Origin of the sequence: Photobacterium rosenbergii, assembly GCF_033022775.1 — a bacterium.
Taxonomy (GTDB): domain Bacteria; phylum Pseudomonadota; class Gammaproteobacteria; order Enterobacterales; family Vibrionaceae; genus Photobacterium; species Photobacterium rosenbergii_A.
This window is the reverse complement of sequence record NZ_JAWJZI010000001.1, coordinates 499,372-525,027: the sequence shown is the minus strand read 5'-3', so window position 1 is coordinate 525,027 and position 25,656 is coordinate 499,372. Positions and strand designations below refer to the sequence as shown.

Annotated in this window: 24 protein-coding genes; 13 read left to right on the top strand and 11 right to left on the bottom strand. The window is 46.3% G+C overall.

Annotation, left to right across the window (positions count from 1 at the left end; translation table 11 throughout):
* The first annotated feature begins 6 nt into the window (after positions 1-6).
* The 4 genes from prpF (at position 7) to R2X38_RS02445 (ending at position 5,041) form a co-directional block, all read left to right on the top strand.
* Positions 7-1,215: a 2-methylaconitate cis-trans isomerase PrpF gene (prpF, locus tag R2X38_RS02460; protein WP_317520450.1), complete on the top strand. Its 1,209-nt coding sequence runs from the start codon at positions 7-9 to the stop codon at positions 1,213-1,215.
* A gap of 85 nt (positions 1,216-1,300) precedes the next feature.
* Positions 1,301-3,175: a propionyl-CoA synthetase gene (locus tag R2X38_RS02455; RefSeq protein ID WP_317520449.1), complete on the top strand. Its 1,875-nt coding sequence runs from the start codon at positions 1,301-1,303 to the stop codon at positions 3,173-3,175.
* A 249-nt stretch (positions 3,176-3,424) separates the two neighbouring features.
* Positions 3,425-3,751 (top strand): hypothetical protein, encoded by a 327-nt coding sequence (locus R2X38_RS02450; RefSeq protein ID WP_317520448.1) that lies wholly within the window; start codon positions 3,425-3,427, stop codon positions 3,749-3,751.
* Positions 3,752-4,204: 453 nt separating this feature from the next.
* Entirely contained in the window at positions 4,205-5,041 is an 837-nt protein-coding gene (locus R2X38_RS02445; protein WP_317520446.1) for a (2Fe-2S)-binding protein, read from the top strand.
* Here the strand turns inward: R2X38_RS02445 and R2X38_RS02440 are convergent.
* Positions 5,038-5,865: a hypothetical protein gene (locus tag R2X38_RS02440; RefSeq protein ID WP_317520445.1), complete on the bottom strand. Its 828-nt coding sequence runs from the start codon at positions 5,863-5,865 to the stop codon at positions 5,038-5,040. The two genes, R2X38_RS02445 and R2X38_RS02440, sit on opposite strands and share 4 nt — an antisense overlap.
* Before the next feature lie 185 nt (positions 5,866-6,050).
* On the opposite strand from R2X38_RS02440, the gene R2X38_RS02435 reads away from it, so the two are divergent.
* Positions 6,051-6,482 (top strand): universal stress protein, encoded by a 432-nt coding sequence (locus R2X38_RS02435; RefSeq protein WP_317520444.1) that lies wholly within the window; start codon positions 6,051-6,053, stop codon positions 6,480-6,482.
* A gap of 17 nt (positions 6,483-6,499) precedes the next feature.
* Here R2X38_RS02435 and R2X38_RS02430 read toward each other — a convergent pair whose 3' ends face one another.
* The gene (locus R2X38_RS02430; protein WP_317520442.1) at positions 6,500-7,027 is read right to left on the bottom strand and encodes a GNAT family N-acetyltransferase; all 528 of its coding nucleotides are present in this window, start codon (positions 7,025-7,027) and stop codon (positions 6,500-6,502) included.
* 274 nt (positions 7,028-7,301) lie between these two features.
* Between R2X38_RS02430 and R2X38_RS02425 the strand changes: the two genes are divergently transcribed.
* From R2X38_RS02425 to R2X38_RS02415, 3 genes are all read left to right on the top strand, one after another.
* Complete coding sequence (locus R2X38_RS02425; RefSeq protein WP_317520440.1) at positions 7,302-9,572, top strand: glycoside hydrolase family 3 protein; 2,271 nt, start codon at positions 7,302-7,304, stop codon at positions 9,570-9,572.
* Positions 9,573-9,720: 148 nt separating this feature from the next.
* On the top strand, positions 9,721-10,194 hold the full coding sequence (locus R2X38_RS02420; RefSeq protein WP_317520439.1) for a YhcH/YjgK/YiaL family protein: 474 nt from the start codon (positions 9,721-9,723) through the stop codon (positions 10,192-10,194).
* A gap of 8 nt (positions 10,195-10,202) precedes the next feature.
* Positions 10,203-10,586, top strand: a complete 384-nt coding sequence (locus R2X38_RS02415; protein ID WP_317520438.1) for a hypothetical protein — start codon at positions 10,203-10,205, stop codon at positions 10,584-10,586.
* A 156-nt stretch (positions 10,587-10,742) separates the two neighbouring features.
* Here R2X38_RS02415 and R2X38_RS02410 read toward each other — a convergent pair whose 3' ends face one another.
* The 8 genes from R2X38_RS02410 to R2X38_RS02375 all read right to left on the bottom strand — a co-directional run bounded on the left by R2X38_RS02410 (position 10,743) and on the right by R2X38_RS02375 (position 18,519).
* Positions 10,743-11,243 carry a YgjV family protein gene (locus tag R2X38_RS02410; RefSeq protein ID WP_317520437.1) on the bottom strand — a complete coding sequence of 167 codons (501 nt, stop codon included), beginning with the start codon at positions 11,241-11,243 and terminating at the stop codon, positions 10,743-10,745.
* Positions 11,244-11,271: 28 nt separating this feature from the next.
* Positions 11,272-11,925, bottom strand: a complete 654-nt coding sequence (locus R2X38_RS02405; RefSeq protein WP_317520436.1) for a hypothetical protein — start codon at positions 11,923-11,925, stop codon at positions 11,272-11,274.
* Positions 11,926-12,016: 91 nt separating this feature from the next.
* Positions 12,017-12,643, bottom strand: a complete 627-nt coding sequence (locus R2X38_RS02400; RefSeq protein WP_317520435.1) for a bifunctional 4-hydroxy-2-oxoglutarate aldolase/2-dehydro-3-deoxy-phosphogluconate aldolase — start codon at positions 12,641-12,643, stop codon at positions 12,017-12,019.
* A 28-nt stretch (positions 12,644-12,671) separates the two neighbouring features.
* Entirely contained in the window at positions 12,672-13,640 is a 969-nt protein-coding gene (locus R2X38_RS02395; RefSeq protein ID WP_317520434.1) for a sugar kinase, read from the bottom strand.
* Complete coding sequence (uxaC, locus tag R2X38_RS02390; RefSeq protein ID WP_317520433.1) at positions 13,637-15,061, bottom strand: glucuronate isomerase; 1,425 nt, start codon at positions 15,059-15,061, stop codon at positions 13,637-13,639. Before uxaC ends, R2X38_RS02395 begins: the two co-directional genes overlap by 4 nt.
* A gap of 16 nt (positions 15,062-15,077) precedes the next feature.
* Complete coding sequence (locus R2X38_RS02385) at positions 15,078-16,541, bottom strand: fructuronate reductase (protein WP_317520432.1); 1,464 nt, start codon at positions 16,539-16,541, stop codon at positions 15,078-15,080.
* 93 nt (positions 16,542-16,634) lie between these two features.
* On the bottom strand, positions 16,635-17,936 hold the full coding sequence (locus R2X38_RS02380) for a TRAP transporter large permease subunit (protein ID WP_317520431.1): 1,302 nt from the start codon (positions 17,934-17,936) through the stop codon (positions 16,635-16,637).
* A gap of 70 nt (positions 17,937-18,006) precedes the next feature.
* On the bottom strand, positions 18,007-18,519 hold the full coding sequence (locus tag R2X38_RS02375; protein ID WP_317520430.1) for a TRAP transporter small permease: 513 nt from the start codon (positions 18,517-18,519) through the stop codon (positions 18,007-18,009).
* A gap of 305 nt (positions 18,520-18,824) precedes the next feature.
* On the opposite strand from R2X38_RS02375, the gene R2X38_RS02370 reads away from it, so the two are divergent.
* The 5 genes from R2X38_RS02370 to R2X38_RS02350 all read left to right on the top strand — a co-directional run bounded on the left by R2X38_RS02370 (position 18,825) and on the right by R2X38_RS02350 (position 24,842).
* Complete coding sequence (locus R2X38_RS02370) at positions 18,825-19,808, top strand: TRAP transporter substrate-binding protein (protein ID WP_222550763.1); 984 nt, start codon at positions 18,825-18,827, stop codon at positions 19,806-19,808.
* A 106-nt stretch (positions 19,809-19,914) separates the two neighbouring features.
* Positions 19,915-20,703 carry an FCD domain-containing protein gene (locus tag R2X38_RS02365; RefSeq protein ID WP_317520429.1) on the top strand — a complete coding sequence of 263 codons (789 nt, stop codon included), beginning with the start codon at positions 19,915-19,917 and terminating at the stop codon, positions 20,701-20,703.
* A 146-nt stretch (positions 20,704-20,849) separates the two neighbouring features.
* Positions 20,850-22,034, top strand: coding sequence for a mannonate dehydratase (gene uxuA, locus R2X38_RS02360; RefSeq protein ID WP_317520427.1), 1,185 nt, complete (start codon positions 20,850-20,852; stop codon positions 22,032-22,034).
* A gap of 341 nt (positions 22,035-22,375) precedes the next feature.
* Positions 22,376-23,959, top strand: coding sequence for a methyl-accepting chemotaxis protein (locus tag R2X38_RS02355; protein ID WP_317520425.1), 1,584 nt, complete (start codon positions 22,376-22,378; stop codon positions 23,957-23,959).
* A gap of 55 nt (positions 23,960-24,014) precedes the next feature.
* Positions 24,015-24,842, top strand: a complete 828-nt coding sequence (locus R2X38_RS02350) for a siderophore-interacting protein (protein ID WP_317520423.1) — start codon at positions 24,015-24,017, stop codon at positions 24,840-24,842.
* Positions 24,843-24,888: 46 nt separating this feature from the next.
* On the opposite strand, the gene R2X38_RS02345 is transcribed toward R2X38_RS02350, so the two are convergent.
* Entirely contained in the window at positions 24,889-25,650 is a 762-nt protein-coding gene (locus R2X38_RS02345; protein WP_317520422.1) for an ABC transporter ATP-binding protein, read from the bottom strand.
* Between the last annotated feature and the right edge of the window lie 6 nt (positions 25,651-25,656).

Below are 25,656 nucleotides of genomic sequence, written 5' to 3'. Positions count from 1 at the left end.
ACTGACATGACAAACTTATCTTCCCTGCCTTCACAAAATGCCCAGTCGCAAATGAAAGTGCCAGCCACCTATATGCGTGGTGGTACCAGCAAAGGGGTGTTTTTCAGCCTGACTGATTTGCCACCAGAAGCTCAAGTACCGGGTGAGGCACGCGATAAATTACTGATGCGGGTTATTGGCAGTCCGGATCCTTACGCTAAGCAAATAGACGGTATGGGCGGGGCAACCTCCAGTACCAGCAAAACAGTCATTGTGTCCAAAAGCAGCAAAGATGATCACGATGTGGATTACTTGTTTGGCCAGGTCTCGATTGATAAGCCCTTTGTTGATTGGAGTGGTAATTGCGGGAATTTGTCGGCGGCAGTGGGACCTTTTGCGATTCATGCAGGTTTGATCCCAAATGATCGCATTCCAGAAAACGGTATCGTGAAAGTACGTGTTTGGCAGGCCAACATTAAGAAAACGATAGAAATCCATGTGCCTGTCGTCAATGGTTTTGTCCAGGAAACCGGTGAGTTTGAGCTTGACGGTGTAACATTCCCAGCCGCTGAAATTCAGGTGGATTTCCTAAATCCGGCGGACAGTGATGGATCGATGTTTCCGACCGGCAATCTTGTCGATGATCTGGAGGTACCGGAAGTCGGCACGTTCAATGCCACTATGATCAATGCTGGGATCCCGACCATCTTTATTGATGCTGAAGCGCTGGGTTATATTGGTACTGAACTGCAGGAAGACATCAACAGCGATGAGCAGGCATTGGCCAGGTTCGAGCGAATTCGAGCTTACGGAGCACTGAAAATGGGTTTGATTGCCCGTTTGGAAGAAGCCGAAACCCGCCAACACACCCCGAAAGTGGCCTTCGTTTCTAAACCTAAACCATACTTGACCTCGAGCGGTAAAGCGGTGATAGAGAACGATGTGGATGTTCTGGTCCGGGCATTGTCTATGGGCAAATTGCACCACGCCATGATGGGCACTGCAGCGGTTGCCATTGCGTCAGCAGTTTGTGTACCCGGCACGTTGGTTAACCTGGCTGCCGGTGGCGGAAATAGAGAGTCAGTAACTTTCGGGCACCCATCAGGGGCGTTGAAGGTCGGTGCGCAGGCAACAGAAGCTGAGCATGGCTGGGTGGTCGAGAAAGTCATGATGAGCCGTAGCGCGCGTATTTTGATGGAAGGCTTTGTTCGTGTTCCGTCTGATGTTTTTGAATGACAGTATTCATTTAAACGCCGAATAGAACGCTATTAATCTAAAGCTCTTTGATGAAGCAATGTCAGGACATACTGGAGGAAGCATTATGTCTGCCTATCAGAAAGAATATCAACTTGCACAAACTGCGCCGCAAGAATTTTGGCAGCAGCAAGCACAAAAACTCCCGTGGTATCAGTTTCCACAAAACATATTAAGCAAGGACGAAAATGGTATAGAGCGCTGGTTTGCTGATGGTGAATTGAACACTTGCTATCTGGCACTAGACCAGCATGTCGACGCCGGGAAAGGGAACCAGACTGCCCTGATATATGATTCACCGGTAACCGGCACCAAGGTGCAATACAGCTACCAGGTACTAAGGGATCAGGTTGCGAAAACAGCTGGCATGCTGGCCGAACTGGGGGTATCAAAAGGCGATCGTGTTGTGATCTATATGCCGATGATCCCTGAAGCGGCCATGGCGATGCTGGCATGTGCCCGTATCGGTGCAATTCACTCCGTGGTGTTTGGCGGTTTCGCACCCAATGAGCTGGCTGTGCGAATTGAGGATGCCGAGCCTAAGCTGGTGCTGACGGCTAGCTGTGGAATCGAGGTCAACAAGGTGATTCCCTACAAGCCTTTGGTTGATCAAGCCATTATGGATAGTCGCTGGAAGCCAGAACATGTGGTTGTTTTTCAACGCAACGCCTGCCGCGCGGAACTAACCGAGGAAAGGGATCGTGACTGGCTGGCTTTGAAGCAAAAAGCCGAGATGCACCCTTGCGTCCCTGTGAGAGCCACTGATCCTCTTTATATCCTATATACATCAGGCACAACGGGTAAGCCCAAAGGTGTGGTCAGGGATAACGGCGGCCATGCTGTAGCAATGAAATACAGTATGGAGACCATCTATAACGTCAATCCGGGTGAGGTGTTCTGGGCTGCTTCTGACGTAGGCTGGGTGGTTGGTCATTCATATATTGTTTATGGCCCGCTTATTCATGGCTGTACAACCATAATGTTTGAGGGTAAACCGGTCAAAACGCCTGATCCTGCGGCTTTTTGGCGGGTTTGTAATGAATATGGCGTAAAGGTGCTGTTTTCGGCGCCGACAGCATTTCGGGCAATAAAGAAAGAAGATCCAGAGGGAGCATTGCTGGCCGATTACCCAATGAGTGATCTCAAAGCGATATATATGGCTGGAGAAAGGTTAGATCCCCCAACGCTGGATTGGGTGCAGGAAAAAACCGGACGTCCTGTGATTGACCATTGGTGGCAGACCGAAACAGGGTGGGCGATTGCAGGCAATCCGGTAGGGCTTGAGAGCTTCGAGATTAAGCCTGGTTCTGCCACTATGCCGATACCGGGATATGGCGTTGTGGTACTGGATGAATCCGGTGAAGAAAAAGCAGCCAATCAGCAAGGATATATAGCGATTAAACGCCCATTGCCGCCTGGTTGCTTGCCGACCGTATGGCGTAACCACGACAGATTCCAATCCGGTTACCTCAGCCAGTTCCCCGGCTATTACGTTTCAGGTGACGGCGGATATATTGATGAAGACGGGTATCTATTTGTGATGGGACGGATAGACGATGTGATCAATGTCGCTGGTCACCGATTATCAACCGGGGAGATGGAAGAGGTAGTCGGTGGGCATGAAGCTGTTGCAGAGTGTGCAGTTATTGGTATCCATGATGACTTAAAAGGCCAGCTACCGTTGGGCTTAGTGGTTTTGAAAGACGGTTACTATTCGGCAGATGGAAGCATAGAAAAAGAGCTATTGCTGAAAGTCAGAAGCGAAATTGGTGCAGTCGCCTGCTTTAACCGTGCGCTGGTGGTCGATAGGCTGCCAAAAACACGTTCCGGCAAAATTTTGCGTCGGGTCATTAGGCAAATAGCTGATGGTGAGCAGTATGTGGTGCCATCTACTATTGATGATCCTTCAAGCTTGAGTGAAATTGAAAAAGTACTGGGATAATGCAGTAAAAAAGCCATTACTTACTCTAGACAAATTATTGTGTATAAAACACTGCTTTGTAGTGATAGTAACTGCCCTTCGATGCCATTGAAGGGCTTTTTTATGTCAATTTGCTAAAGGATATTGAATTAAACTAGGAACGGCAGGCGTAAATCAATTGTTTAAGCTAATGACTGCACACTGTGATCTTGATCATATTTGTATTGTGGACTATCAATAGAAACAGTGCATTGCGAAAAGGAGGATGCTATGCATTTCAATTTTATTGTTATTGGGTTTGCACTTGCGGCTCTTGCGCTTGATAAATTGTCGGTGTTTGATGATGACACAGCTGACTACGTGAACGTCCCTACGTATCAATCAAATACTGAATTTGCCCAAAATTCGACGCAGATAACGACATCAACAGCATCGGGCGAACTGAAAAGGAAAGTTTCATACCCTGTTGAGCCTATCTCACCACGCCATAGTATCGATGAGTATGATGCGATGATGACGCCAAGCGCGATACCTCACGCTTCACTAAACGTAAAACAGGTGGTTTTAGGCGGAATGGTTGTCCCTGCTGATTATTAAAAAGCCACTTACGTGGCTTTTTGATAATCCTTTAGAAACGCAATCCTTGCTTTACTCAGTGCTGATTGTGTTTCTGATTTCAGTTTTTGCCTAACCAGTTTGGCATCCTTACTCATAAAAAATATTCCTATGCAATCCATGCACGTTTTACCAACGTTGCTAATTATTGATTTTATTGGCTATGGAGTGTGACTTTCGTCCCAACTCCATGCATCTTTTGCAAGGAAATATATACAAAACTGTTGTGCAATTAAAGCTTTATGGTATTGCAATACGGTTAAAACCCATAATTTCGTGATCTTCATCAACTTTATGCGCCGTGATTCTTATGCGTGTGTGGAGTATTTGTTCTATTGAAAGGTTGTTTTTGCTTCATGCTGGCAGCTATTGAACAAACATTTGGTTCAGATAAAATCAATGTTTAAACGCCCAACACTCTAAGTAGACAACAAGATGACTTTATCAGCGGCACTGGCTCCTATTTGGCTCGGAGAGCCGGCACAGCACACATTCGAATCTCAATTAGATTGGCTTTATGAGCGAGAGCCTTTTTTCCGTCTGAATTATGGCCGTGTTGGTACGCCATTAACACAGTGGGCAGAAGGGGACATTGAGGCAACAATCAATGTGTTTGCTCAAGATGTTGATACGAGGCAAGCGGTTGGTGCTTCGCTGTGGTTGAAGAGTTTCACTGCTCATTTGTTCTCGGGTTTGGCAGCGCTGAGGCTGAAGTTTAACCGTGTACTCATGCCGACACTTGAGCAAATCAGTCTTGATGTGGCAGACAATGGTAAGCTTAAGCGAGTAGGTATCGCTGAGAATTGCTCTTTTTATTGCCTCGCAGGCGATCCTTTGGCGCACCTGACCCAGGCACAGGTCGTTGAATCAGAGCAAGCGCTGGATCAAGCGTTATCTGATTTTGTGACTGAGGCCGGACAATATCTCGCCCCTAAGTTTAAACAGCAAAAAGTGAATACTCCTCAATACTGGGGTGCCATTGGCTATGCGTTAGGTTTGGTTTTCCAGAAACTGACCCAGCATGGTTGTGACAAAGAGTTAATTGAGCGCTTAGAGCCTGAAGTAGACGCTTGGCTAGCAAACTTATTACCTGAATTTGCTGAACTGAACAGCGTTAAGGTAGCGAGCCAAGGAAACATGAGTATCTATTATATTCGCCGGGAAACTTGCTGCTTGAAGTACAAGCTAGATGGCAAGAAAAACTGCGCTACTTGCCAGCAACGAGACAAGGATGAACAGCGTACCCTATACCAGTCAAAGGTCCCGCTCTAAGGGTGCTCGCTAAGTTTTAGCTTTCCTACATCATCGGGATACAGCACTTTATCCAAGCTATCACGTAAATCGATTAGCGGTTGTTGGCTGATCTCGATGATACTTCTTGTTGGTCGGTCGAGCTCGACAATTAAGGTTAAAACTAAAGAGAAAGCTAGAGCAAAGGGCAGGGCTGCAACCAAGGCTCTGCCTTTGTTTTGCGCTCCCACCTGAACACCATTTAAGGCAATAGTCAGAAATGTAAGCAACCCAAGCGTGAACCAGATACTGACAGGTATACGGCCTCTAATCCCCTTGTTGACACGCTCTGTATGCACATCGATAACTTCGTTTAGGGAGTTGATATACAGTAAAAGCAGCTCTGGTGAGGTACTCCCATGGGATTCTACCGCTTGGTTCCAAAGTTGTAGCTGGAGGATCTCGCTTTCTTTGATAACGGTATTCACCTTTTGTTCTTGCTCATTTTTCTTTTCAATCACCCTCAGGGTGACATAGTCACGTAATAACTCACGGCTGCGGGAGCGGTAAGGTTCGGCCAATAACCCAGTACGTAGGATTGTTGTGCCTACTGCATTGGCTTCGGTCAGAACCAACTCTTTCCTGTCAGCAGATTTCGCAGCCGCCATGCTGAAAGTGATGGCGAGAATGAAGGCAAGCAAGCTTGCTAGCCCTGTTGCCATCGGGCTGATAGATTGACTGTATTCGTTGGATGGAAAGCGAAGTGCCAAGCGGTAGCCAAATTCAAACATCAGGGCAATAGCCCCGAAAATTAATCCAAGGATGATAAAAATTGAGAGAGAATCGATAAAGGATTCTTGATACATACGACAACCTTGAAAAGAAACTCAACCAAATGTACGAGTGAATTGCGTGACCTGAAGCAATGAAACTAGAGAAACTTCAGACATCTGGCTAACAGTATAGCGGGTCAGAGCTGTCACGATTCTTAGATGCGCACGGTAAGCTAAACTCAAAGTGTTCAGAAATCCTGCCCCTTGAGGAATAAGAGATGAAATACAAACATGTCTTGTTGGCTGTGAACTTTGATGCGAATGCTGAGTATTTAGTCATGAAGGCTGCCGAGCAGGCAAGATCACATGATGCTCTTTTGAGCGTGATTCATATTGACCCAGATTTCACCGAGTTATATGAAGGGGTGAGGGAATTTAACCCATCAGTGTATGATGACTCGGTACACAGTGAGTCTGTACGCGAAATGACAGCATTGCTGAAAGAGGCTGATTACCCTATTTTTAAACACATCTTTTATGCGGGATATGTAGAAGATCAAATCATCAAAGCCATTGAGGAGTTTGATGTTGATCTCCTTGTTTTCGGGCACCACAAATCAAGTTGGTTCCATCAGCTGACTATGTCCAGCAGTGAACCTTTGCTGCGAAAAATGCCTTGTGACCTATTGTTTGTCAGAGTCGAGAATTAGATTTCTTGCTCTCTGTTCTAGCTCTTTAATATAGGCGTCACTGAGGCCCAAGCATATACCAGCTCATCCACCAAGCTGCCCTCAGGCGCTTGCCATTGTTGTTTGATAATTGGGCTACCGCCTAGATAGTCATAAAACTTCTGGGCTCTGAGGTTCTGGCACAGTACTTCCAGGTAAGCGCCAATGTATGATGCTTCATCTTGGATGACGCTTGCCGCGTGTTGCAATAGCGCTTTGCCGATCCCTTTGCCTGTCGTGCTAGTATCGACGTGGAGGTTTTCGATCAAAGTGCCATATTCTTGGTGTTGATCGAGATAGATACAGATAAAGCCGAGTAGCTTGTCGTCTTCTGTAGCGACAAAGATTCGTTGATTAGCAGCAGGCTGGCTAAAACGCTGTTGCCAAACAGCATCTCGCTCGTTGAAGACATCTTCAGAAAGGTACTTTTTAGTGAGCAAACCGGCATAGACAGTTTGCCAGCTTCTAGCGTGTAATTGACTAATAGCGTTTCGGTCTTCCAATCTTGCAGGTTTGATAGTTATCACAAAATCTCCTTTCTTTGGTTACGCACTTTCCTTATACCTTTGATGTTACTTCAAATATTTCCTTCTGCAATACCAGTTTTAGTGAGGCGATTCTGTGAGCTGGTAGCAAACAAATTGAATAATTCTATTTGTAACAACGATATCGTGATCAAGGTATACCAAAATAATTAATTGGTTGATCTTGATCGCCATAATAAAACAAATTGGTTAACCAAATGTGTGTGAGGAGTAATATTCATCGTGTTTCCAATGATGAATAATTAAAAGGCGAACCATGAGCAAAAAACTCTTTACCCTAGCGCCTGTAGCGGTGGCGCTCATTCTGGCAGGTTGTAACTCATCATCTAGTGACACTGATGATAAAGATAAAATTGTACAACCAGTTGTTCAGTCCCGTGTACATGACATTCTAGAAGTTGACGGTTACCAATTCCGTGATGCCAATGGTGATGGCAAACTTACGCCATATGAGGATTGGCGCTTGTCTTCCGAGGAGCGAGCCGCTGATCTTGTGAGCCGAATGACCCTTGAAGAGAAAGTCGGCATGATGTTGATTGATACACTTAATGCCGAAGCTTATGGCTATATTGGCAGTCAACACCAAGATTATGTTAATCGTCAAAAGATGAGTCGTTTTATCTTCCGGAACAATATCCTAACGCAGGAAGAAATTGATGCATTGACAGATGAGGAACGTCAGGATGGCGGAGCTGCTGGTGGTCCTGGTGGCCCTAACTATGTCATTAGCCCAAGAGAAGCTGCTCAGTATATGAATACGGTGCAGGAACTAACTGAACGCACACGATTGGGTATTCCTGCTCTATTTAAATCCAATGCACGAAACCACATTGATCCAAATGCAAAAGCAGGTATTAACGTTGATTCCGGTGCCTTTACGGGTTGGCCAAAAGAAGGCGGCTTAGCAGCAACAGGTGATATGGAGCTGATCGCTGAGTTTGGTGAAGTAATGCGCGCTGAATGGAATGCCATAGGTTTACGGGGTATGTATGGCTACATGGCAGATTTGGCGACAGAGCCTCGCTGGTACCGTGTACACGAAACCTTCAGCTCAGATGCTGACCTCACCTCTGATATTATTCAAACTCTTGTCGAGCAATTACAGGGTAAAGAAGTCGGTACAGAAAGTATTGTCTTGACGATGAAGCATTTCCCTGGCGGCGGTCCACAGTTCTTGGGTTCAGACCCTCACTATTTCGCAGGTCAACATCAAAGCTATCCAGCGGGCAAATTTGAATACCACCTCAAGCCTTTCATTACCGCTATTGATGCCGGGGTGGCGGCAATCATGCCATATTACGGTATCGTGGGTGGTGGCGACTGGTCGATAAATAATCCTGATAACGAGACAAACTTAGATGTGGGTAACGGTCAGTTACTTGGAGAGCTTCTTCATCCACGTGACCACGATACTATCCGAGTGGCCAACAATGATTATTCGACTGAGGTAGGTCAACCAGCGGGTAATGTTGGTGTGGCTTTCTCTAAAGGTATCTTGGATGACCTATTGCGTCAGAAGCTTGGATATAAAGGGGTGATCAATTCAGATACCGGTATCATTAATGATCCAAATAACCCGCACACTGATTATGAAATGATGCACAATAACCGTGCTTGGGGCCTTCAAGATAAAAACAAGACTGAGCAATTTGTTATTGCTATTGAAGCGGGGACAGATGTGTTCTCTGGCTTTAACCGCAATGATGAAATCAGGACTGTAGTTGAGCAAGGCTTAGTTTCTGAGGCCCGTATAGATGAGTCGGTTAAACGCCTGCTGAAAGTACAGTTTGATTTGGGTCTGTTTGAAAATGCCTATGTCGATGCGAGTAAAGCCAATGAAATCGTTGGTAATGCGGATTTCCAGGAGAAAGCCCAACTAGCTCAACGTAAAGCAGTCGTTCTACTTGATAACCAAAATCAAACCTTGCCACTCCGTACAAACTCGAGCCTGTTCACCATGGGGATGGACGGAGAAATTGCTAAAGAGTACGGCTTCGATGTGACTGTGGGTGATGATGAGGACGGTAACAAAGTTGCTGATGCGAGCGGCAAAGATCATGCACTCATCCGTGTTCGAGTTGATAATATTCCTGCTGTCATTTCTGGGGATATTCCAAATAACCGTGCTTTAGTCTTTGGTGGGGCAGACTTTGATGAACTATCAGTGCTTGATTTCACGGGAATGGCAGAGTCGAATTCTTGGGTTATTACACCTTCACTAGAAGACATCCAGAAAGTAATGGATGAGATCGGTGCAGAAAATACAGTACTTTCGATTTACTTCCGCCAACCATATGTCCTTGATGATGCAAGTGGTCTGAAAGGTGCTGGTGCAATTTTGGCAACCTTCGGCTCCGATGACCGCGCAGTCATGGATATTGTGAGTGGTGAATTTAACCCGACGGGTAAGCTGCCGTTTGCTCTAGCGAAGAGCGCCCAGGCAATCATCGACCAAGACTCGGATGACCCGAATTACAAATCAGGGGACACGCTATACGAGTTTGGACATGGCCTAAGCTATAAATAATCTCTTTTAATTTGTTGATGAAAAAGAGCCTGATAAACATCAGGCTCTTTTTTTGATCTTGGTCTACTAATTAAAATGAATTGGTCAACCACTTCGGTTGGTTGGTATATAATGTGAACATATTTTTACTAATCCGTTAGAGGTATACGTGTACAGAGGTAATTTATGCTCTCTGGAAAGCTATCGTCATATTCCTTATCCGTTGATTGAACTCATCCAAGTGGTGAAGCGGAAAATTCAATCTACTAGCAAGATTGGCACCTACTCAGTGATTGGAGATGATGTTTTCTATTTTATTGTCGACGATAAGACAAAGCATTTTTCAGAGACAAAGTCAGAAATCCATGAAAAGTATATTGATGTTCAAATTGTATTAGAAGGAAAAGAAAGATATGGCTATAGCCTAAGTCCTTTTAATTCAATCTCAGAGGATTTGATTGAAGAGAAAGATATTGCTTTTAGTCAAGATGTTAATGATGAGCAGTTTGTGACCTTGTATAAAGAGGACTTTATTATTTTTAATACGCAACAGCCTCATCGTCCTCTTATTGCAGTTGATAAGCCTGAGTCGGTAAAAAAAGCAGTAATAAAAATAAACCCGAAATACTTAAGTGAAACGTAGAGGTTTGAATGAATACATATATGAATGTGCTGGAGTGGGAAGATACTGCCATTCCTCATCGTTTGTGGATTGAGAAGCTTGACCGAAACCATACTCGCCTGTGCATGAAGATCGTGAAAGATGTTGATCCCGAGATGCTTTACCTTGAACTTCCGGTATCGCAAGAAAAGGTGATGGGCGCTTGGCAGGGAAGGGCTGCTGCGGTATCTGATGCTTATGATGACGGCTGTTTATATTCTCAAGTTAGAAGCTTGTTTAATCTCGACAATGGTTGTGTTGTCTGGACAGTTAATCATATTCAGCTCGCCGATATGCAAAAGATGTCAGCGGACAAATTAGCCTTTATTCCGGGTATGACTCATGATCAGGGGTTATTGAAGGCCATTTTATAAACAGCTTAGATAAACGATTTCTACCTTCTGTATTTTTATCATTCCTTGTTGAAGAAAATTAAAAAATTATAAGAAAGCACATCATGGATAATATTGATGTGCTTTTATTTTAGATGAAGGTGCTATTAACTTAAATGTCTAGTTTTCATAAGTTAGCTATGCTGTTCGGCGTGATATAAGCATTCTTGATATAGTGTACAAATTGACAACAATGAAGGTCGATTCCATCAATGTGCCTCCGATAGACCCCAACAGCAAATTATTCGTTAACCAACAAAACGAATTAAACAAGATGAGTAAACGTAACTTTATACCTTCAGCTTGGAATAAGCCCCAAGTCGCAACAGAAGCACCAAAAATGGTCAGTAACTCATAACTATGTTGTAAGCTTGGCACGCCCATTAGCCATAATAAGGAAATAAAGAACCACATCACTTTATTCGATTTGGTTTTTGTTGAAGCATAGCTTCTTAATGCGCTTATCCCGCAACCAAACGCAGCAGTAACAGCACCCATGAGCAAAAAGTGACTGCACAAGACAATTTGGAATACGGTCAGGTGCAGACGAAAGCGGTTACCGTTTTGATGGAGGAAAGCCGAGGCACCAACAATAAAGGCAAACAGGCCAACACTCTGGGCGAAATCAAGTTCTAACATGGTAAGTCTCTACGGTGATCTCTTAGGGTTAATCGTGTGACGGAACTAACTTGGATAGATACTGACAGCACAATGTTGGACTTGATAAAATTGGCGTTGGCCAATGTTGGATATATTCAACTGCCGTGGCCATTGAGGCTTGAGCAAGGACGATGGTATCGTCGGAAATCTCATTGCGTTCGATGTATTTTGCAATGGCTTTGGCATAGGAAACCGTATCACCGTCAGCATAGTACTGCCAGGCTCCGGGAATGACATCACAGGCAATAGCAGGAGACTGATTAAGCTGCTTTGCACATTGCTGAAGTAGCTCTAGAGTAGGCTCGATAGTGCTTTCTAGTGCTGCAAGGACATGAACCTTGCTGTCCAATACCGCTTGCTTTGCCATCGGACGATCAACACGAATTACCCGAGCAGTTATATTTGCTGTCTGTTCTGCCGCATCACCTATAGTCGAGCAGGTGCAGATAATGATATCAGCATCGGCCTTGGCAATGCCCTGAACTTCCTGCTGGACTTGATTGATAACGTCCGGTGTCAGGCCATCAGCCATGGCTTGCCTCAGAAGCTGCTCATTCACATAGTGGCTAATCGTCACGTTCTTTTCGGCAAGGTATTGGGCGATGTATGGGCGAAACAGTTCTTTGTTGGCTTCTAGCGTGTAGAGAAAAGCAATTTTCATTGGGTGCAATCCTTAGCCGAGATAAAAATTGATTGGAAAATAAAGGCTTCCCATGGGAAGCCTTGAAGTAACTTGGGTATGCTGATTGAAATCAGCTTACCAAGTCAGCGGCTTCACGGGCAAGTCGACTAATTTCGTCCCAACGGCCCTCGTTGATCAGCTTCTTATCAACCATCCAGGTACCGCCGCAGGCAAATACTCGGTCAACGGCGAGGTAGTCATTAACGTTCTTGGCATTAATGCCACCAGTCGGCATAAACTGGATTTGGGTGTAAGGTGCCAACAAGGATTTCACCATGTTGATACCCCCAGAAGCTTCTGCTGGGAAGAACTTCAGTGTAGTCACGCCCATCTCGATGGCCGCTTCTACCGCACTTGGGTTATTGACGCCAGGGACAATTTCAATCCCTAACTCTTGGCAAGCTTTTACGGTATTAGGGTTAAAGCCAGGTGAGACCACGAAGGTTGCACCGGCTTCTTTGGCTGCAATGGCTTGCTCACGATTTAGTACCGTACCTGCACCAATCAGCATGTCTGGCTGTGCTTCGCGAAGCAGTCGAATAGCTTCAGCAGCTGCTTCTGAGCGGAAGGTAATTTCTGCTGCAGGCAGGCCGTTTTCAGCCAGTGCTTTGCCTAGCGGGATAATATCTTCAGCGCGATCAATCGCGATCACTGGAATGACTTTAATTTGTGCAAGTTGTTGTGCTGTAGTGCTCATTGTTGAGTCTTCCTTAGTTAAGTATCTGCTAGAATAAGTGCTCAGATAGAGCAGGTTCTTGTTCGTTAAATTGGATGTGTGCCATCGCTTGGTTAGGGATAATCGCACCTTTGTGTTGGATTACTGTTCCTGCCAGCTGATGACCTTGCTCCGAGCACTTCACCGGAGATTTCCCAGCTATTAAACCGGCCATAAAACCGGCATTGAACGAGTCGCCCGCAGAGGTGGTGTCGACCACCTGCTTGACCGGTGTTGTGGCTACAAAAGTGCGGGTCTGGGTAGTAAAGTCCTCGAAGTAGTTACCCTTCGCTCCCATTTTGACAACCGCTTGACGAACGCCTGCAGTCTTTAGCCTTTCCAAGGTCACTTCTTCGTTGCTATCGCCCCACAGGTTGGCTTCGTCATCATTGGTAACAAGTGCCAATGCTGTGAATGCAAATACCTGTTGGTAGCACTCTCTCGCCTGTTCGGCTGACTCCCACAGGGCAGGGCGGTAATTGGTATCAAACAAGATATCGACACCGGACTCAGCTAGCTGCTCTAGTAGATCAATAAGTTTTTGACGGTCTTGCTGCGGCAAGATAGCCAGACTGATCCCACTGAGGTAAACCATATCCATCTGACTCAGCTCTGTTGCAACATGCTGGAAATGATTATGTTGAAGCATGTAACGGGCTGCAGATTGGTTACGCCAGTAAAGGAAAGTCCGCTCTCCTTTGTCATCCAATTGAATCAAGTACAGACCAGGCTGACGGGAGTTATCGCGAAGCACCAAGTCGGTGCTGACACCTTCCTCCTGCCAGCGGGTGATCATGCCTTCGCTGATAGCATCTTGGCCTAGAGCAGAAACGTAATTAACCTCGGCAGATTTGCCGGCTGTACGAGCCAGGTAGACGGCAGTATTAAGTGAATCACCACCGTACGTCTGGTGCATGTCACCGAACGGCGCACCATTGAGCTCAATCATGCACTCGCCGATAAGGGCAATGCGCTTCATGCTTTCTCTCCCGGTAGGGTGAAGTAGCATTTGGCATTACTGAAGCAGATGTCCTGTACCATCTTACCTAGCATGTTGATATCGTTAGGTACTTCACCGTTTTCAACCCACTGACCAATCATGTTGCACAGAATGCGGCGGAAATACTCGTGGCGGGTATAGGACAAGAAACTGCGAGAATCGGTCAGCATGCCGACAAACTGGCTAAGTAAGCCAAGCTGAGATAGCTGCTCCATCTGGCGCTGCATGCCGTCTTTCTGGTCGTTGAACCACCAACCGGAGCCAAACTGCACTTTGCCCGCGATGCCGCCACCTTGGAAGTTGCCAATCATGGTAGCCATCATCTCGTTGTCGCGAGGATTTAGACAATACAGGATGGTTTTTGGAAGCTCGTTAGTCAGATCCATGTCATCCAGCAGCGAAGCAAGCTGGAAGGCAAACGGGCGATCGCCAATAGAGTCAAATCCGGCGTCTGCACCGAGCAGCTTGAACATACGGGTACTGTTGTTGCGCTGGGCGCCAATATGTAGCTGCATTACCCAGCCGCGCTTGGCGTATTGCTTGCCAAGCCATACCTGCACTGCTGTGCTGAATTGGTCAACTTCTTCTTCAGTCAGCACTTCACCAGCCAGACGGCGAGTAAGCATGCTATTGAGAGTTTGCTCTGACGGTACTTTGCCGTAGCGTACAATTTCAATACCGTGGTCGGCCGCTCGGCAGCCGTGCGCAGCGAAATGATCAAGGCGGCGGTCAAGAGCTGTAAGTAATTCGGCAAACGAAGCAATCTCGATATCCGCAGCTTCACCTAATAGCTGCATGTATTCAGCAAAGCCATCTAGTTCAATTTTGAAGGCTCGGTCAGGACGCCAGCTAGGGGCAACCTCGACATCGAAACTGTCGTCTTCGGCAATCGCTTTGTGGTATTCCAAAGAGTGGATAGGGTCATCGGTTGTACCAGCCATCACCACATTCATCTGCTTCATGATGCCACGGGCAGAGAATTCAGGACTTGCTAGCATTTCATTACACTCGTGCCAGATCCCGTCAGCAGTTTCCGGACCAAAGAGTTTGCCGGTAATGCCAAATGGACGGCGTAGCTCTAGGTGAGTCCAATGGTAAAGTGGGTTACCCAGTGTTTGAGGAACCGTTTTGGCCCACGCCATGTATTTGTCGTAATCGCTGGTCTCTTTGCCAGTGATCAATGACTCTGGAACACCCGCCGAGCGCATGCCGCGCCATTTGTAGTGGTCGCCTTCCAGCCACATTTGACCGATGTTATCGAAACGGCGGTCTTCAGCGACTTCCTGCGGGTTCAAATGGCAGTGGTAATCATAGATTGGCATGTCTTTGGCGTAATCATGGTAAAGCACACGCGCAATTTCATTGGATAGTAGGAAGTCGTCACAAAGAAAGTCTTTCATCATAAGCTCCAATCGGTTAAAGAGAGGCAACGGCTGCGCGTGCGCCTTTGCTGATAATAAGCTGGTATGCTTTAGTCACTGCTTCTACGAAGCCTTCGTTTTGGATCAGGTCGGTACCGAAAATGGCTTCAATACCCAAGATGGCTTTAACAACCGCAGGCTCTTTACCGTATTGCTGATAGATTTCACGGAATTGCTCAACCATTGGGTCACGGACATCAATAGTTTTATTTTCTTCGTCAACACCGCTGATATAAGTCATCCAGCCGGCAATGCCCATGGCAAGCCACTTGTACTCGGTGCCAGCCGCCAAGTGATGGCGAAGTGAGCCGCCCATGCGCTGAGGGATCTTCTGGCTGCCGTCCATCGCAATCTGCCAGGTCTGATGTTTTAGGCTAGGGTTGGTAAAGCGCTCGATAAGCAACTTGGCGTAAGCTTCAAGCTCCGTACCTTCCGGCATGGTCAGGGTAGTTGCCTGTGCCTGCATCATCATGTCAAACGCGGCTTTGCGGTAGCTGTCGTTGGTCATTGTGTCTGAGATGTGCTTGTAGCCACCAAGGTAACCAAGGTAAGCCAGGAACGAATGGCTGCCGTTAAGCATGCGCAGCTTCATTTCTTCGAACGGTACAACATCGGCAACGAACTCAGCGCCGGCAACATCCCATTCAGGGCGGCCGTTTACGAAGTTATCTTCAATCACCCACTGGCGGAAAGGTTCACAGGCAATACCACATGGGTCTGCGACACCAACCAGCTCGGTGATTTCTGCCAGCGTCTCAGGGGTTGCCGCAGGGACAATACGGTCAACCATAGTACATGGGAAGGTCACATTGGCTTCGATCCAGCCAGCGAGTTCTTGGTCAACCAAATTGGCAAAATCCAGTACCGCAGCACGGGCAACATGGCCGTTTTCCTGCACGTTATCGCAAGACATTACGGTAAATGGCTTCAGACCAAGCTCTCGGCGGATACGCAGGGCTTCAACGATGTAACCGATAGCAGAGCTAGGCTCACGAGGGTTGTCCAGGTCAGCTTTAACCAAGGCGTTGTTTTTGTCCAAGCGGCCTGTCGCTGGGTCAGCGCAGTAGCCTTTTTCGGTAATCGTCATAGAGACAATAGCGACTTGCTCTTCAGACATTTTCTCCAGGACTGCACGCTTGCCTTCAAAGCTAGGGTGAAGCGACTCAGTAACAGAAGCAATGAGTTTAACGTCGGTTGCCTTGGCACCTTTTTCAGCCACGGTGTACATGTGATCCTGGGCGCGAAGCTGGGTGATCAGATCTTCACCGCCAAACAAATTGATCTCACAGATCCCCCAGTCGCTGCCTGTTTTTTCTAGCATCTCGTTGGTAAACAAGGCTTGGTGCGCACGGTGGAAGGCGCCAAAACCCAAGTGAACGATGCGGCTTTTTAGTCGCGAGCGATCAAAGGTTGGGCGAATGACGTTTGTGTTGAGTGGCGTATTTGAAATTGTGTCCATTTTCTTTTTCCTTTGGCCCACCAACATCTGCTGGTGGGCGGGTTCTCAGGGAAGTCTTCAGCGTGTTATTGATTGAGGGACAAGTCCCTAGAATTAGTAGCCCAGAACCAAGTTAGGTAGGAACAGGCTTAACTGAGGAATAAAGGTGACTGCCAATAGCGCTGCGATGAGAGCGGCATAGAATGGCAGCAGTGGCTTGATGATCTTCTCGATAGACACTTTCGCTACCGAACAACCGATAAACAGAGCACTACCTACCGGTGGAGTACAGATACCGATAGCAAGGTTGAAGGTCATCATGATACCGAAGTGAACCGGGTCGATACCCATATCCAATGCGATTGGCAGGAAGATTGGGGTAAAGATCAGTACCGCTGGGGTCATGTCCATGAAGATACCGACAATCAGCAGGATCAAGTTGATGATTAGCAAGATAACCAGTGGGTTTTCAGAAACAGCCAGTAGGGCATCGGCAATCATGTATGGGATATCAGCGTTTGCCATGGCCCAAGACATACCCATTGAAGCGCCAACCAGCAGCAGTACGATAGATGTCGTAACCGCAGACTCAAGGATGATTTTCGGTAGGTCACGTATTTTCACTTCACGGTAGAAAATTACCGCCAATACGAAGGTGTAGACAACCGCAATCGCCGAGGCTTCTGTCGCAGTGAAGATACCACCGATGATGCCGCCCATGATGATCACTATCAGCAGCAGCGAAGGCATGGCTTTGATGAAGGTATCCCATACCACAGCCAGTGACGGCTTAGGGGCAACAGGATAGCCACGGCGTTTGGCAATAATACCAGCCACAACCATCAGGCTTAGACCCATCAGGATGCCCGGGATGTAGCCACCCAAGAATAATGCTGCAATAGAGGTACCGCCAGATACGAGAGAGAACACGATGAGGGTGTTACTTGGCGGGATCAACAAACCAGTAGGGCACGAAGTAATGTTAACCGCAGCCGAGAAGTGCTCGTCGTAACCGTCCTTTTTTTGTAGAGGAGACATTGTGCCACCGACAGCTGCCGCAGACGCTACCGCAGAGCCAGAGATAGAACCGAACATCATGTTTGCCATCACGTTTACGTGAGCAAGCGAGCCTGGTAGGCGACCACCTAATACTTTGGCGAAGTTGATCAAGCGGATGGCGATACCGCCCTGGTTCATGATGTTACCCGCAAGGATGAAGAACGGGATAGCCAGTAGGGCAAAGTTATCAAGGCCTGCCGCCATACGTTGGGCGACAACGGCTATAGCCGGTTCTAGCGGCAGACTCATCATAATGGTTGCTAGCGATGAAAGGCCGATGGCGAATGATACAGGGATCCCCAGCGCGAGTAATACGCCGAAGCTACCGAACAGAGTGAGAATGACTTGCCATTCCATTGTGGAATCCTTCTTATAAAGTCTTGTTCAATGGTGAAGAGTTTTTCTATTCACCGTTGGATATGTTTAATTAGCTTTCTTGGGGATCAGCAATGCAGATATTGCCGGAAATCAGCTGTTTAACTTTTTCCCAGGCGAATAGTGCCGAGTAGAAAATCATTAGAGCGCCACTTATCGGTAGGCAGAAGTAGATGTAGCCCATCTCCCAGCCCAGTGCTGGTGTTACCTGACCGGTTGCTAGTGTTTTCATTGCTAAATTAGTGCCGCCGTATACAAGGACAATAAAGGCAAAGACGGCAATGGCTAACTGGATAAAGATTTCATTGAACAGCTTTCTTTTGCCGCTGAGCTTCATGGTTAGGAGGTCAATGGCAAGGTGGCGCTTGAGGCCTGTGGTGTAAGCCGCGCCAATCAGGGCTACCCACATAAATAGATATCTCGCTAGCTCATCAGTAATAGTGCTTGGTTTACCAATGATATAGCGGGAGATCACCTGCCAGATCACACAGAACACCAGGAAGGTAGAGAGAGACACGGTAAACATCGCCAACCCTCTATTTATGTAACCAACCAATTTATTCATCTTTAGTTCCTTTCAAATAATAAGCATGCTCAGATTTGTCTATTGGTGAACCAATGCAAGCAGATATGTCATCTAGCTATGTTTAAGCACGCGCTTTTTCTGTGAGGATTATAAGATAGTGTGATTTTTAGTCACGTGAGCCAAGTCACAATTGAATTGGTTGACCAATTTTAGGGTTTTTATTGTGATATTGGTCAATCAATTTGCTTTTTTGTTTTGACGGTTTTTCGATTTCAACGCAATATTGGCCCCGTACTTAAGAAATACCCTACACAATGGACAACCAATTCCACGGAGAAATAATAATGATGACGCGTAAAAGTGTACTTACTGCAGTGATCGGTGCTGCCCTTACTTTTGGTGCTACAGCTTCTGCTTACGCAGCAACGACCTTCAAGCTAAGTCATAACCACCCGCGTGACCATGCTGTACACAAAGCGATGGACCACATGGCTAAAGAAGTTCGCGCTCTTACTGATGGCGAAGTTCGCATTCGTATCTATCCTGATGCGCAGCTAGGTACTCAGCGTGAATCTATGGAGCTAATGCAGAACGGCGCATTGGAAATGGTAAAAACCAACGCTGCTGAGCTTGAAGCCTTTGCTCCAGCTTACTCGGCATTCAACCTGCCATACCTATTCCGTGATAAGACTCACTACTACAACGTCAAAGAAGGTGAAGTTGGTGAGGAAATCCTAGCGTCTTCTCGCGACAGTGGTTTCATCGGTGTGACTTACTATGATGCTGGTGCTCGTAGCTTCTACACATCTAAGCCAATTGAAACTCCTGAAGATCTGAAAGGTATGAAGATCCGTGTTCAGCCTAGCCCGTCAGCGATTGCGATGGTAAATGCATTGGGTGGTAGCCCAACGCCGCTAGCATACGGTGAGCTTTACACAGCACTGCAGCAAGGTGTTGTTGATGCTGCAGAAAACAATATTCCTTCATTCAGCCTGAGCCGTCACAGTGAAGTATCTAAGTACTTCAGCCTAGATGAGCACACCATGGTTCCTGATGTACTGGTTATCTCGACCAAAGCCTACGATGGTCTATCAGAAGAACACCAGGAAGCATTGAAAAAAGCAGCTATGAGCTCGATGGAAGTGATGAAAGAGCTATGGGCTGAGTCTGAAGCGAAAGAGCGTGCGAAAGCTGAAAAAATGGGCGTAACCTTTGTTAAGCCAAACAAAACGGCATTCGTTGAAGCGGTACAGCCAATGTACGACGAGCTTGAGAAGTCTAACCCTGAGCTGAACGAAATCGTAGAGCGCATTAAAGCGGTTCAATAAGCGGTAAAAACAGACTGTTGTAATCATTAAAATCAAAGTGTTGCCACACTTTTACATTAAGAGGTTGACCAATTTATATTGGTCATTATGATGGCGAATAAGTGCAATGGAAAAAAGTGACAATATCATCATGATGCCCTTCGAACCGAAACGCCCATACCAAGAGCTTGGTTTGGTGTTGAGACAAGAACTTATCGATGGCCGCTATAAAGTGGGCGATCGGTTACCGCCAGAGCGGGATATCGCCGAGCGACTGGATGTCAGCCGAACGGTGGTCCGTGAAGCGATAATTATGCTGGAACTTGAAAATCTTGTTGAGGTGAAGAAGGGATCTGGGGTTTATGTCCTCAATATTCCAAGCCACTCCAATAGCCGGGAGAATGTGATTAGCGATGATGCTGGTCCATTTGAAATGCTGCAGGCAAGGCAGTTGCTCGAAAGTAATATTGCCGAGTTTGCAGCTATCCAGGTGACACCGAGTGATATTGTGAAGATGCGTGCGGCGCTGGATCTTGAGCGCAGTGAAATTGCCTCTGGGGCAGATGAGTGTTTTGGTGATGAGCAGTTCCATATGTGTATTGCCGAAGCGACGCAGAACTCAGTATTGGTCGATATGCTAAAACAATCGTGGGAGCGGCGTGAGCAAAGCCCGATGTGGAAGAAGCTACACTCGCACATTATTGACATGGCATATCGTGAGGAATGGTTGGAAGATCACGCGCGTATATTGGCAGCGATGCAGCGCAAGGATCCGATTGCAGCGAAAAATGCCATGTGGCAACACCTTGAGAATGTGAAACAACGCCTGTTAGAGCTTTCTGATATTGATGATCCGAATTTTGATGGCTACTTATTTAGCTCGAATCCGGTAGTTCTCCTTGGCGGTGAGAAATAAACCGCCGAATAAATTCAATTAGGCCAATTACTCTTTATTGGCCTCTTTAAAAGCAGTTATTTTAACGTAATTGTGCATTCTAAATTGTAAAGTACTTAACTCAGAATTATTGAGCGGGTTAAGTGTGTCTATAAAAGGTGATTGTCATGGAACAAACCTGGCGCTGGTATGGCCCTAATGACCCAGTATCGCTTGATGATATTCGTCAAGCAGGTGCAACGGGAATTGTAAACGCACTACACCATATTCCAAACGGTGAAGTTTGGACGGTAGAAGAAATCCAAAAGCGCAAAGCAATTATTGAAGACAAAGGATTAACTTGGTCTGTTGTTGAAAGTGTGCCTGTTCATGAAGAAATAAAAACACAAACAGGTAATTACCAACAGTGGATTGATAATTATAAGCAGACCCTTCGTAATCTGGCCGAATGTGGTATTGATACGGTTTGTTATAACTTTATGCCGGTATTAGATTGGACACGTACCGATCTGGAATTTGAAATGCCTGATGGCTCAAAAGCACTGCGTTTTGATCAAATTGCTTTTGCTGCATTTGAATTATTTATTCTTAAACGCCCGGGCGCTGAAGATGAATACTCAGCACAAGAGCAAGCCGAAGCGCTGGAATATTTTAATGCGATGTCTGAAGAGGCGGTTGCTCAGCTAACAAGCAACATTATTGCTGGGCTTCCAGGGGCTGAGGAAGGTTATACCCTTGAAGAGTTTCAGGCGCAACTTGATCGCTACGCAGGCATTGATAAAGATAAACTGCGTCAGCATATGAAGCACTTCTTGAGTGAGTTGATGCCAGTGTGTGATGCGACTGGACTGAAAATGGCAGTTCACCCAGATGATCCACCGCGTCCAATCCTTGGCCTGCCACGTATTGTCTCGACGATTGAAGATATTGATTGGTTGACGACAGAAGTACCAAGTAAGAACAATGGTATTACCATGTGTACTGGCTCTTACGGTGTCCGTGGTGACAATGACTTGGTCAACATGATTAAGCAACATGGTGATCGTGTTTACTTTACGCACCTGCGCTCAACACAGCGCGAAGAGAACCAGTTGAGCTTCCATGAAGCCGCTCACCTAGATGGCGATGTTGATATGTACAATGTCGTCATGGCTATCTTGGAAGAAGAGCAGCGCCGTGAAGAAGCTGGTGATACTCGCCTGATCCCAATGCGCCCAGACCATGGTCACCAAATGCTGGACGACCTGAAGAAGAAAACCAATCCAGGCTACTCGGCTATTGGCCGATTGAAAGGGCTTGCTGAAGTACGTGGCCTGGAAATGGCACTTAAGCGCGCTTTCTTTAAAAAATAAAAAGTCCTTATATACGTAAAATAAATGTGTATATACCTACCAACGTTTGGCCCGATTATCGGGCCTTTTTTATATTTCTCGATCAAACCGACATTTATTTTGTGGCACTACATGTAAGGTGTTTCTTTCCCATTCATCTATGGGCTATTTCTCGTACCCGACACTTGCCACAACAGGGATAACATATGGCAAATAAACTATCATTCAAAGTTAAAATAATTACCACTTTGATAGCTATATTAATAGCTACCGTAATTACGTCATTCTTTAGCGTCAATTATTATTTGAGTCGTTATATTTTTGACAGTGATGCTGAAAGTATCAATGCACAAATTAGCTTAGTGAAAGATAAACTATATGATGATATACGTAATAAGGTATTGATTTCTGAAAACATTAGCTTGGATATTACTAGCGTTCAGGAAGTTACCAAACGAGCTGGTTTTCATGCTGCAGCAAAAGTGATTGCTGATTTTGTCATTACCGATAAAGGGCGAATTGATGATGAATCCGTAGCGAATCATTACATTGAGCTGGTAAGTAGTGCCAACGGAACAACAGTAAGTGATATTTTCTATCAAAATGATATCCCATTAATATCAATTACTGTGCCTAGTGGAAATGGTGGTGATATCTTTTATCTCGATATGAGAAATACGCAAGAATTGCTTTCTCAGTCTTCTGTAGAAGGGAGTTACTTCGATCTGAAAGATAGCAAAGGAGCACTCCTTTTTAGCAATCGTATAGAGGGTGATCTAATCCCTTATACCAACCAGTTTGCCGTAGGTGATAGCCAATGGACGCTGACAGGTTACATTGACCGCGGTTACATTCTGCAAAATACCAATGCCTTGAGTGGCAGTATCACCATGGCGTTGGTGATGGTGGCATTGATTTCTATTCCTTTGAGCATTCTTTTTATCAATACCATCTTCAAGCACCTCAGTACGCTCAGGAACATCATTGTTGGCCTTTCAAGAGGGGATGCGGATCTCACCCGTCGCTTAGATGTCTACAGTAACGATGACTTGGGCAAAATCGCCAATGGTATTAACCACTTTATTGAAAACCTACAAAGGATGATGTTGGAGGTCTCGCAGTCTAGCCAGGCGATTCAACATGAGGTGGTGGCGCTGAAAGACAAAGCGGATTCCAATAAGTCTTTGCTCATTCGCCATACTCAAGAAACGGAAAAAGTCGTTACTGCGATAAATGAAATGAGCGCAACGGCGGAATCTGTGGCGCACAGCGGCAAGAGTGCTGCAGACTTTACTCAAGCCACGAATGTCGAGGCAGAGAAGTCGAAAGATGTGGTCAAGGTCGCTTCAGGTAGTGTGAACCAGCTATCGACGGAAGTGGAAAGCATGTCAGCTTCAATCCAAACCATGAGCAAGGACTTCGAGAAGATCGATGCGGTATTGCATGTGATTGGTGAAATCGCTGAACAGACGAACCTGCTAGCTTTGAATGCGGCTATTGAAGCTGCCCGTGCTGGCGAGCAGGGTAGGGGCTTTGCGGTAGTTGCTGATGAGGTTAGGGCGCTTGCTGCGAGAACGCAGCAGAGCACGTCTGAAATCGATACCATGCTGTCTGATCTTCGCAAGGCGACGTCGGTCGTGGTGCAGTCGATGGACACGACAAGGGGAAGTTGCGCCCAGACGGTCGAGCATACAGCCAACGTCATGGCTTCTTTGGAATCGATGACTAACTCCATTAGCCAGATCAACGATCTCACGACCCAGATTGCCACTTCAGCCAATGAACAGAGTGTGGTTACGGAAGAAGTGAACAAAAATATGATTGCGATTCACGACATGATCAACGAGCTGAATCGCAACGCTGATGATTCTGTCGCCAGTACCGAGCAACTTGCTGTTACCAATAGCCAATTAAATGCCATGGTAGCGAATTTTAAGTTGAAGTAAGCTGATTTTATCAGTGATAATCAATCTTATTATCACTTTTATTGTGGAGTATTACATGGCCCAGGCGATGAGTCCAAAGATGAGCCCCAAACAGCTTTCAGTAGTGGGAAACGAGCTGATCACCCCAAATATGATCCGTTTGACGCTTGGCGGTGAAGGGAGCCACCACTTTTCTCAAGAGAGTGTTGGGCAATATGTGAAGTTCCTATTTGCTGCTGATGGCAGTACGGATATCAGTGCGCTGCCTGAGGGGCAAAGACCTATGATGCGTACCTTTACAGTTTCAGGTTATCAAGCTGGATCTGAGGGTGGAGATGGCACGATAACCATAGATATTGCTAAGCATGAGCTAGCAGAAGTAGATGGTGAAATGACGCCAGATATCGGTGGCTATGCCTCTCGCTGGGCGCTTAAAGCGCAAGTCGGTGATCCTATTTCTTTGGTTGGCCCTCGTCCGATTCAGGCGATGCCTGTTGAAGCAGAGCGTTTCTTGTTGGTGGCAGATATGACAGCGCAAACTGCATTGCAGGGTAAATTGGCGTTATTGCCCGAGAGCGCGAAAGGTTATGTTGTTCTTGATGTACCGACTGAAGCTGATGTACAGCCACTTACATTGCCAGAAGGCGTGGAGTTGGTTGTCAACATCAGCGCTGAAAGCGCGCTGTCTGATTGCGTCAAAGCACTTGCTCTCGATACTGACTGTCTATCTGTGTGGTGTGCCTGTGAGTTCAGTGAAATGCGTGCTATCCGCAGCTATATTACTTCGGACAAAGCGGTAGATCGTAAAATGTGTTACTTCAGCAGTTACTGGAAGCAAGGTGTAACCGAAGATGGTCACAAGGTACTTAAAAAACAGGATGCGGAAACAGAGGCTCAAGGTTGATTAAGTGGCTAAGGCGGCGAAATTGCCGCCTTTATTTTTGATGGCGTCAAGAACCGTAATACATACAGATACGGCTGCCATCGACTTCTTGGATCTTGAATGGGATATTGTAGATATCTTCCATGATTGACTGCTGGATGACCTCATCGACTTTTCCGCTTTTGATCACTTCGCCTTTGCGCATCGCAACGATGTTATCTGAATAGCAAGAAGCAAAATTGATATCGTGGATCACGATAACAACGGCCTTGTTCATCTTGTGGGCAAGACGGCGGATAGTCTGCATGATTTCCACCGAGTGCTTGATATCCAGGTTATTTAACGGTTCATCAAGGAAAATGTAGTCGGTATCTTGCGCGACCACCATGGCAATGAATGCCATTTGGCGCTGGCCGCCACTGAGTTGATCAAGAAACTTATTCTGGATATGGGTGATATCCAGGTGCTCGAGGGCATCATTGATAATACGGTTATCTTCATCGGTTAGGCGGCCTTTGCTATGTGGAAAACGGCCAAAGGCGACCAGTTCACGAATGGTAAAGCGCATATTGATATTGTTCGACTGGCGCAATACTGCCAAGCGAGTAGATAGCTCTTGGGTATCCCACTGTGAGAGCGGCTTGCCCGCAATCAGCACTTCACCGGCATCACTTTCTGTTAGGCGGCTAGCCATTGAAAGTAGAGTACTTTTACCGGCACCATTAGGGCCAATAATCGAAGTCACTTCTCCTAATGGGAACAGGGCACTCGCCTCGCTAACCACCAAGTTGCCGTTATATTTTTTTGAGAGTCCAGTTAACTTAATCATGATAAA

What these genes read in the sequence shown, in the direction of transcription:
- prpF (WP_317520450.1), top strand. Translation starts at nt 7, where the DNA reads ATGACAAACTTATCTTCCCTGCCTTCACAAAATGCCCAGTCGCAAATG.
- R2X38_RS02455 (WP_317520449.1), top strand. Translation starts at nt 1,301, where the DNA reads ATGTCTGCCTATCAGAAAGAATATCAACTTGCACAAACTGCGCCGCAA.
- R2X38_RS02450 (WP_317520448.1), top strand. Translation starts at nt 3,425, where the DNA reads ATGCATTTCAATTTTATTGTTATTGGGTTTGCACTTGCGGCTCTTGCG.
- R2X38_RS02445 (WP_317520446.1), top strand. Translation starts at nt 4,205, where the DNA reads ATGACTTTATCAGCGGCACTGGCTCCTATTTGGCTCGGAGAGCCGGCA.
- R2X38_RS02440 (WP_317520445.1), bottom strand. Translation starts at nt 5,865, where the DNA reads ATGTATCAAGAATCCTTTATCGATTCTCTCTCAATTTTTATCATCCTT.
- R2X38_RS02435 (WP_317520444.1), top strand. Translation starts at nt 6,051, where the DNA reads ATGAAATACAAACATGTCTTGTTGGCTGTGAACTTTGATGCGAATGCT.
- R2X38_RS02425 (WP_317520440.1), top strand. Translation starts at nt 7,302, where the DNA reads ATGAGCAAAAAACTCTTTACCCTAGCGCCTGTAGCGGTGGCGCTCATT.
- R2X38_RS02415 (WP_317520438.1), top strand. Translation starts at nt 10,203, where the DNA reads ATGAATACATATATGAATGTGCTGGAGTGGGAAGATACTGCCATTCCT.
- R2X38_RS02410 (WP_317520437.1), bottom strand. Translation starts at nt 11,243, where the DNA reads ATGTTAGAACTTGATTTCGCCCAGAGTGTTGGCCTGTTTGCCTTTATT.
- R2X38_RS02405 (WP_317520436.1), bottom strand. Translation starts at nt 11,925, where the DNA reads ATGAAAATTGCTTTTCTCTACACGCTAGAAGCCAACAAAGAACTGTTT.
- R2X38_RS02400 (WP_317520435.1), bottom strand. Translation starts at nt 12,643, where the DNA reads ATGAGCACTACAGCACAACAACTTGCACAAATTAAAGTCATTCCAGTG.
- R2X38_RS02395 (WP_317520434.1), bottom strand. Translation starts at nt 13,640, where the DNA reads ATGAAGCGCATTGCCCTTATCGGCGAGTGCATGATTGAGCTCAATGGT.
- uxaC (WP_317520433.1), bottom strand. Translation starts at nt 15,061, where the DNA reads ATGAAAGACTTTCTTTGTGACGACTTCCTACTATCCAATGAAATTGCG.
- R2X38_RS02385 (WP_317520432.1), bottom strand. Translation starts at nt 16,541, where the DNA reads ATGGACACAATTTCAAATACGCCACTCAACACAAACGTCATTCGCCCA.
- R2X38_RS02380 (WP_317520431.1), bottom strand. Translation starts at nt 17,936, where the DNA reads ATGGAATGGCAAGTCATTCTCACTCTGTTCGGTAGCTTCGGCGTATTA.
- R2X38_RS02375 (WP_317520430.1), bottom strand. Translation starts at nt 18,519, where the DNA reads ATGAATAAATTGGTTGGTTACATAAATAGAGGGTTGGCGATGTTTACC.
- R2X38_RS02370 (WP_222550763.1), top strand. Translation starts at nt 18,825, where the DNA reads ATGATGACGCGTAAAAGTGTACTTACTGCAGTGATCGGTGCTGCCCTT.
- R2X38_RS02365 (WP_317520429.1), top strand. Translation starts at nt 19,915, where the DNA reads ATGGAAAAAAGTGACAATATCATCATGATGCCCTTCGAACCGAAACGC.
- uxuA (WP_317520427.1), top strand. Translation starts at nt 20,850, where the DNA reads ATGGAACAAACCTGGCGCTGGTATGGCCCTAATGACCCAGTATCGCTT.
- R2X38_RS02350 (WP_317520423.1), top strand. Translation starts at nt 24,015, where the DNA reads ATGGCCCAGGCGATGAGTCCAAAGATGAGCCCCAAACAGCTTTCAGTA.
- R2X38_RS02345 (WP_317520422.1), bottom strand. Translation starts at nt 25,650, where the DNA reads ATGATTAAGTTAACTGGACTCTCAAAAAAATATAACGGCAACTTGGTG.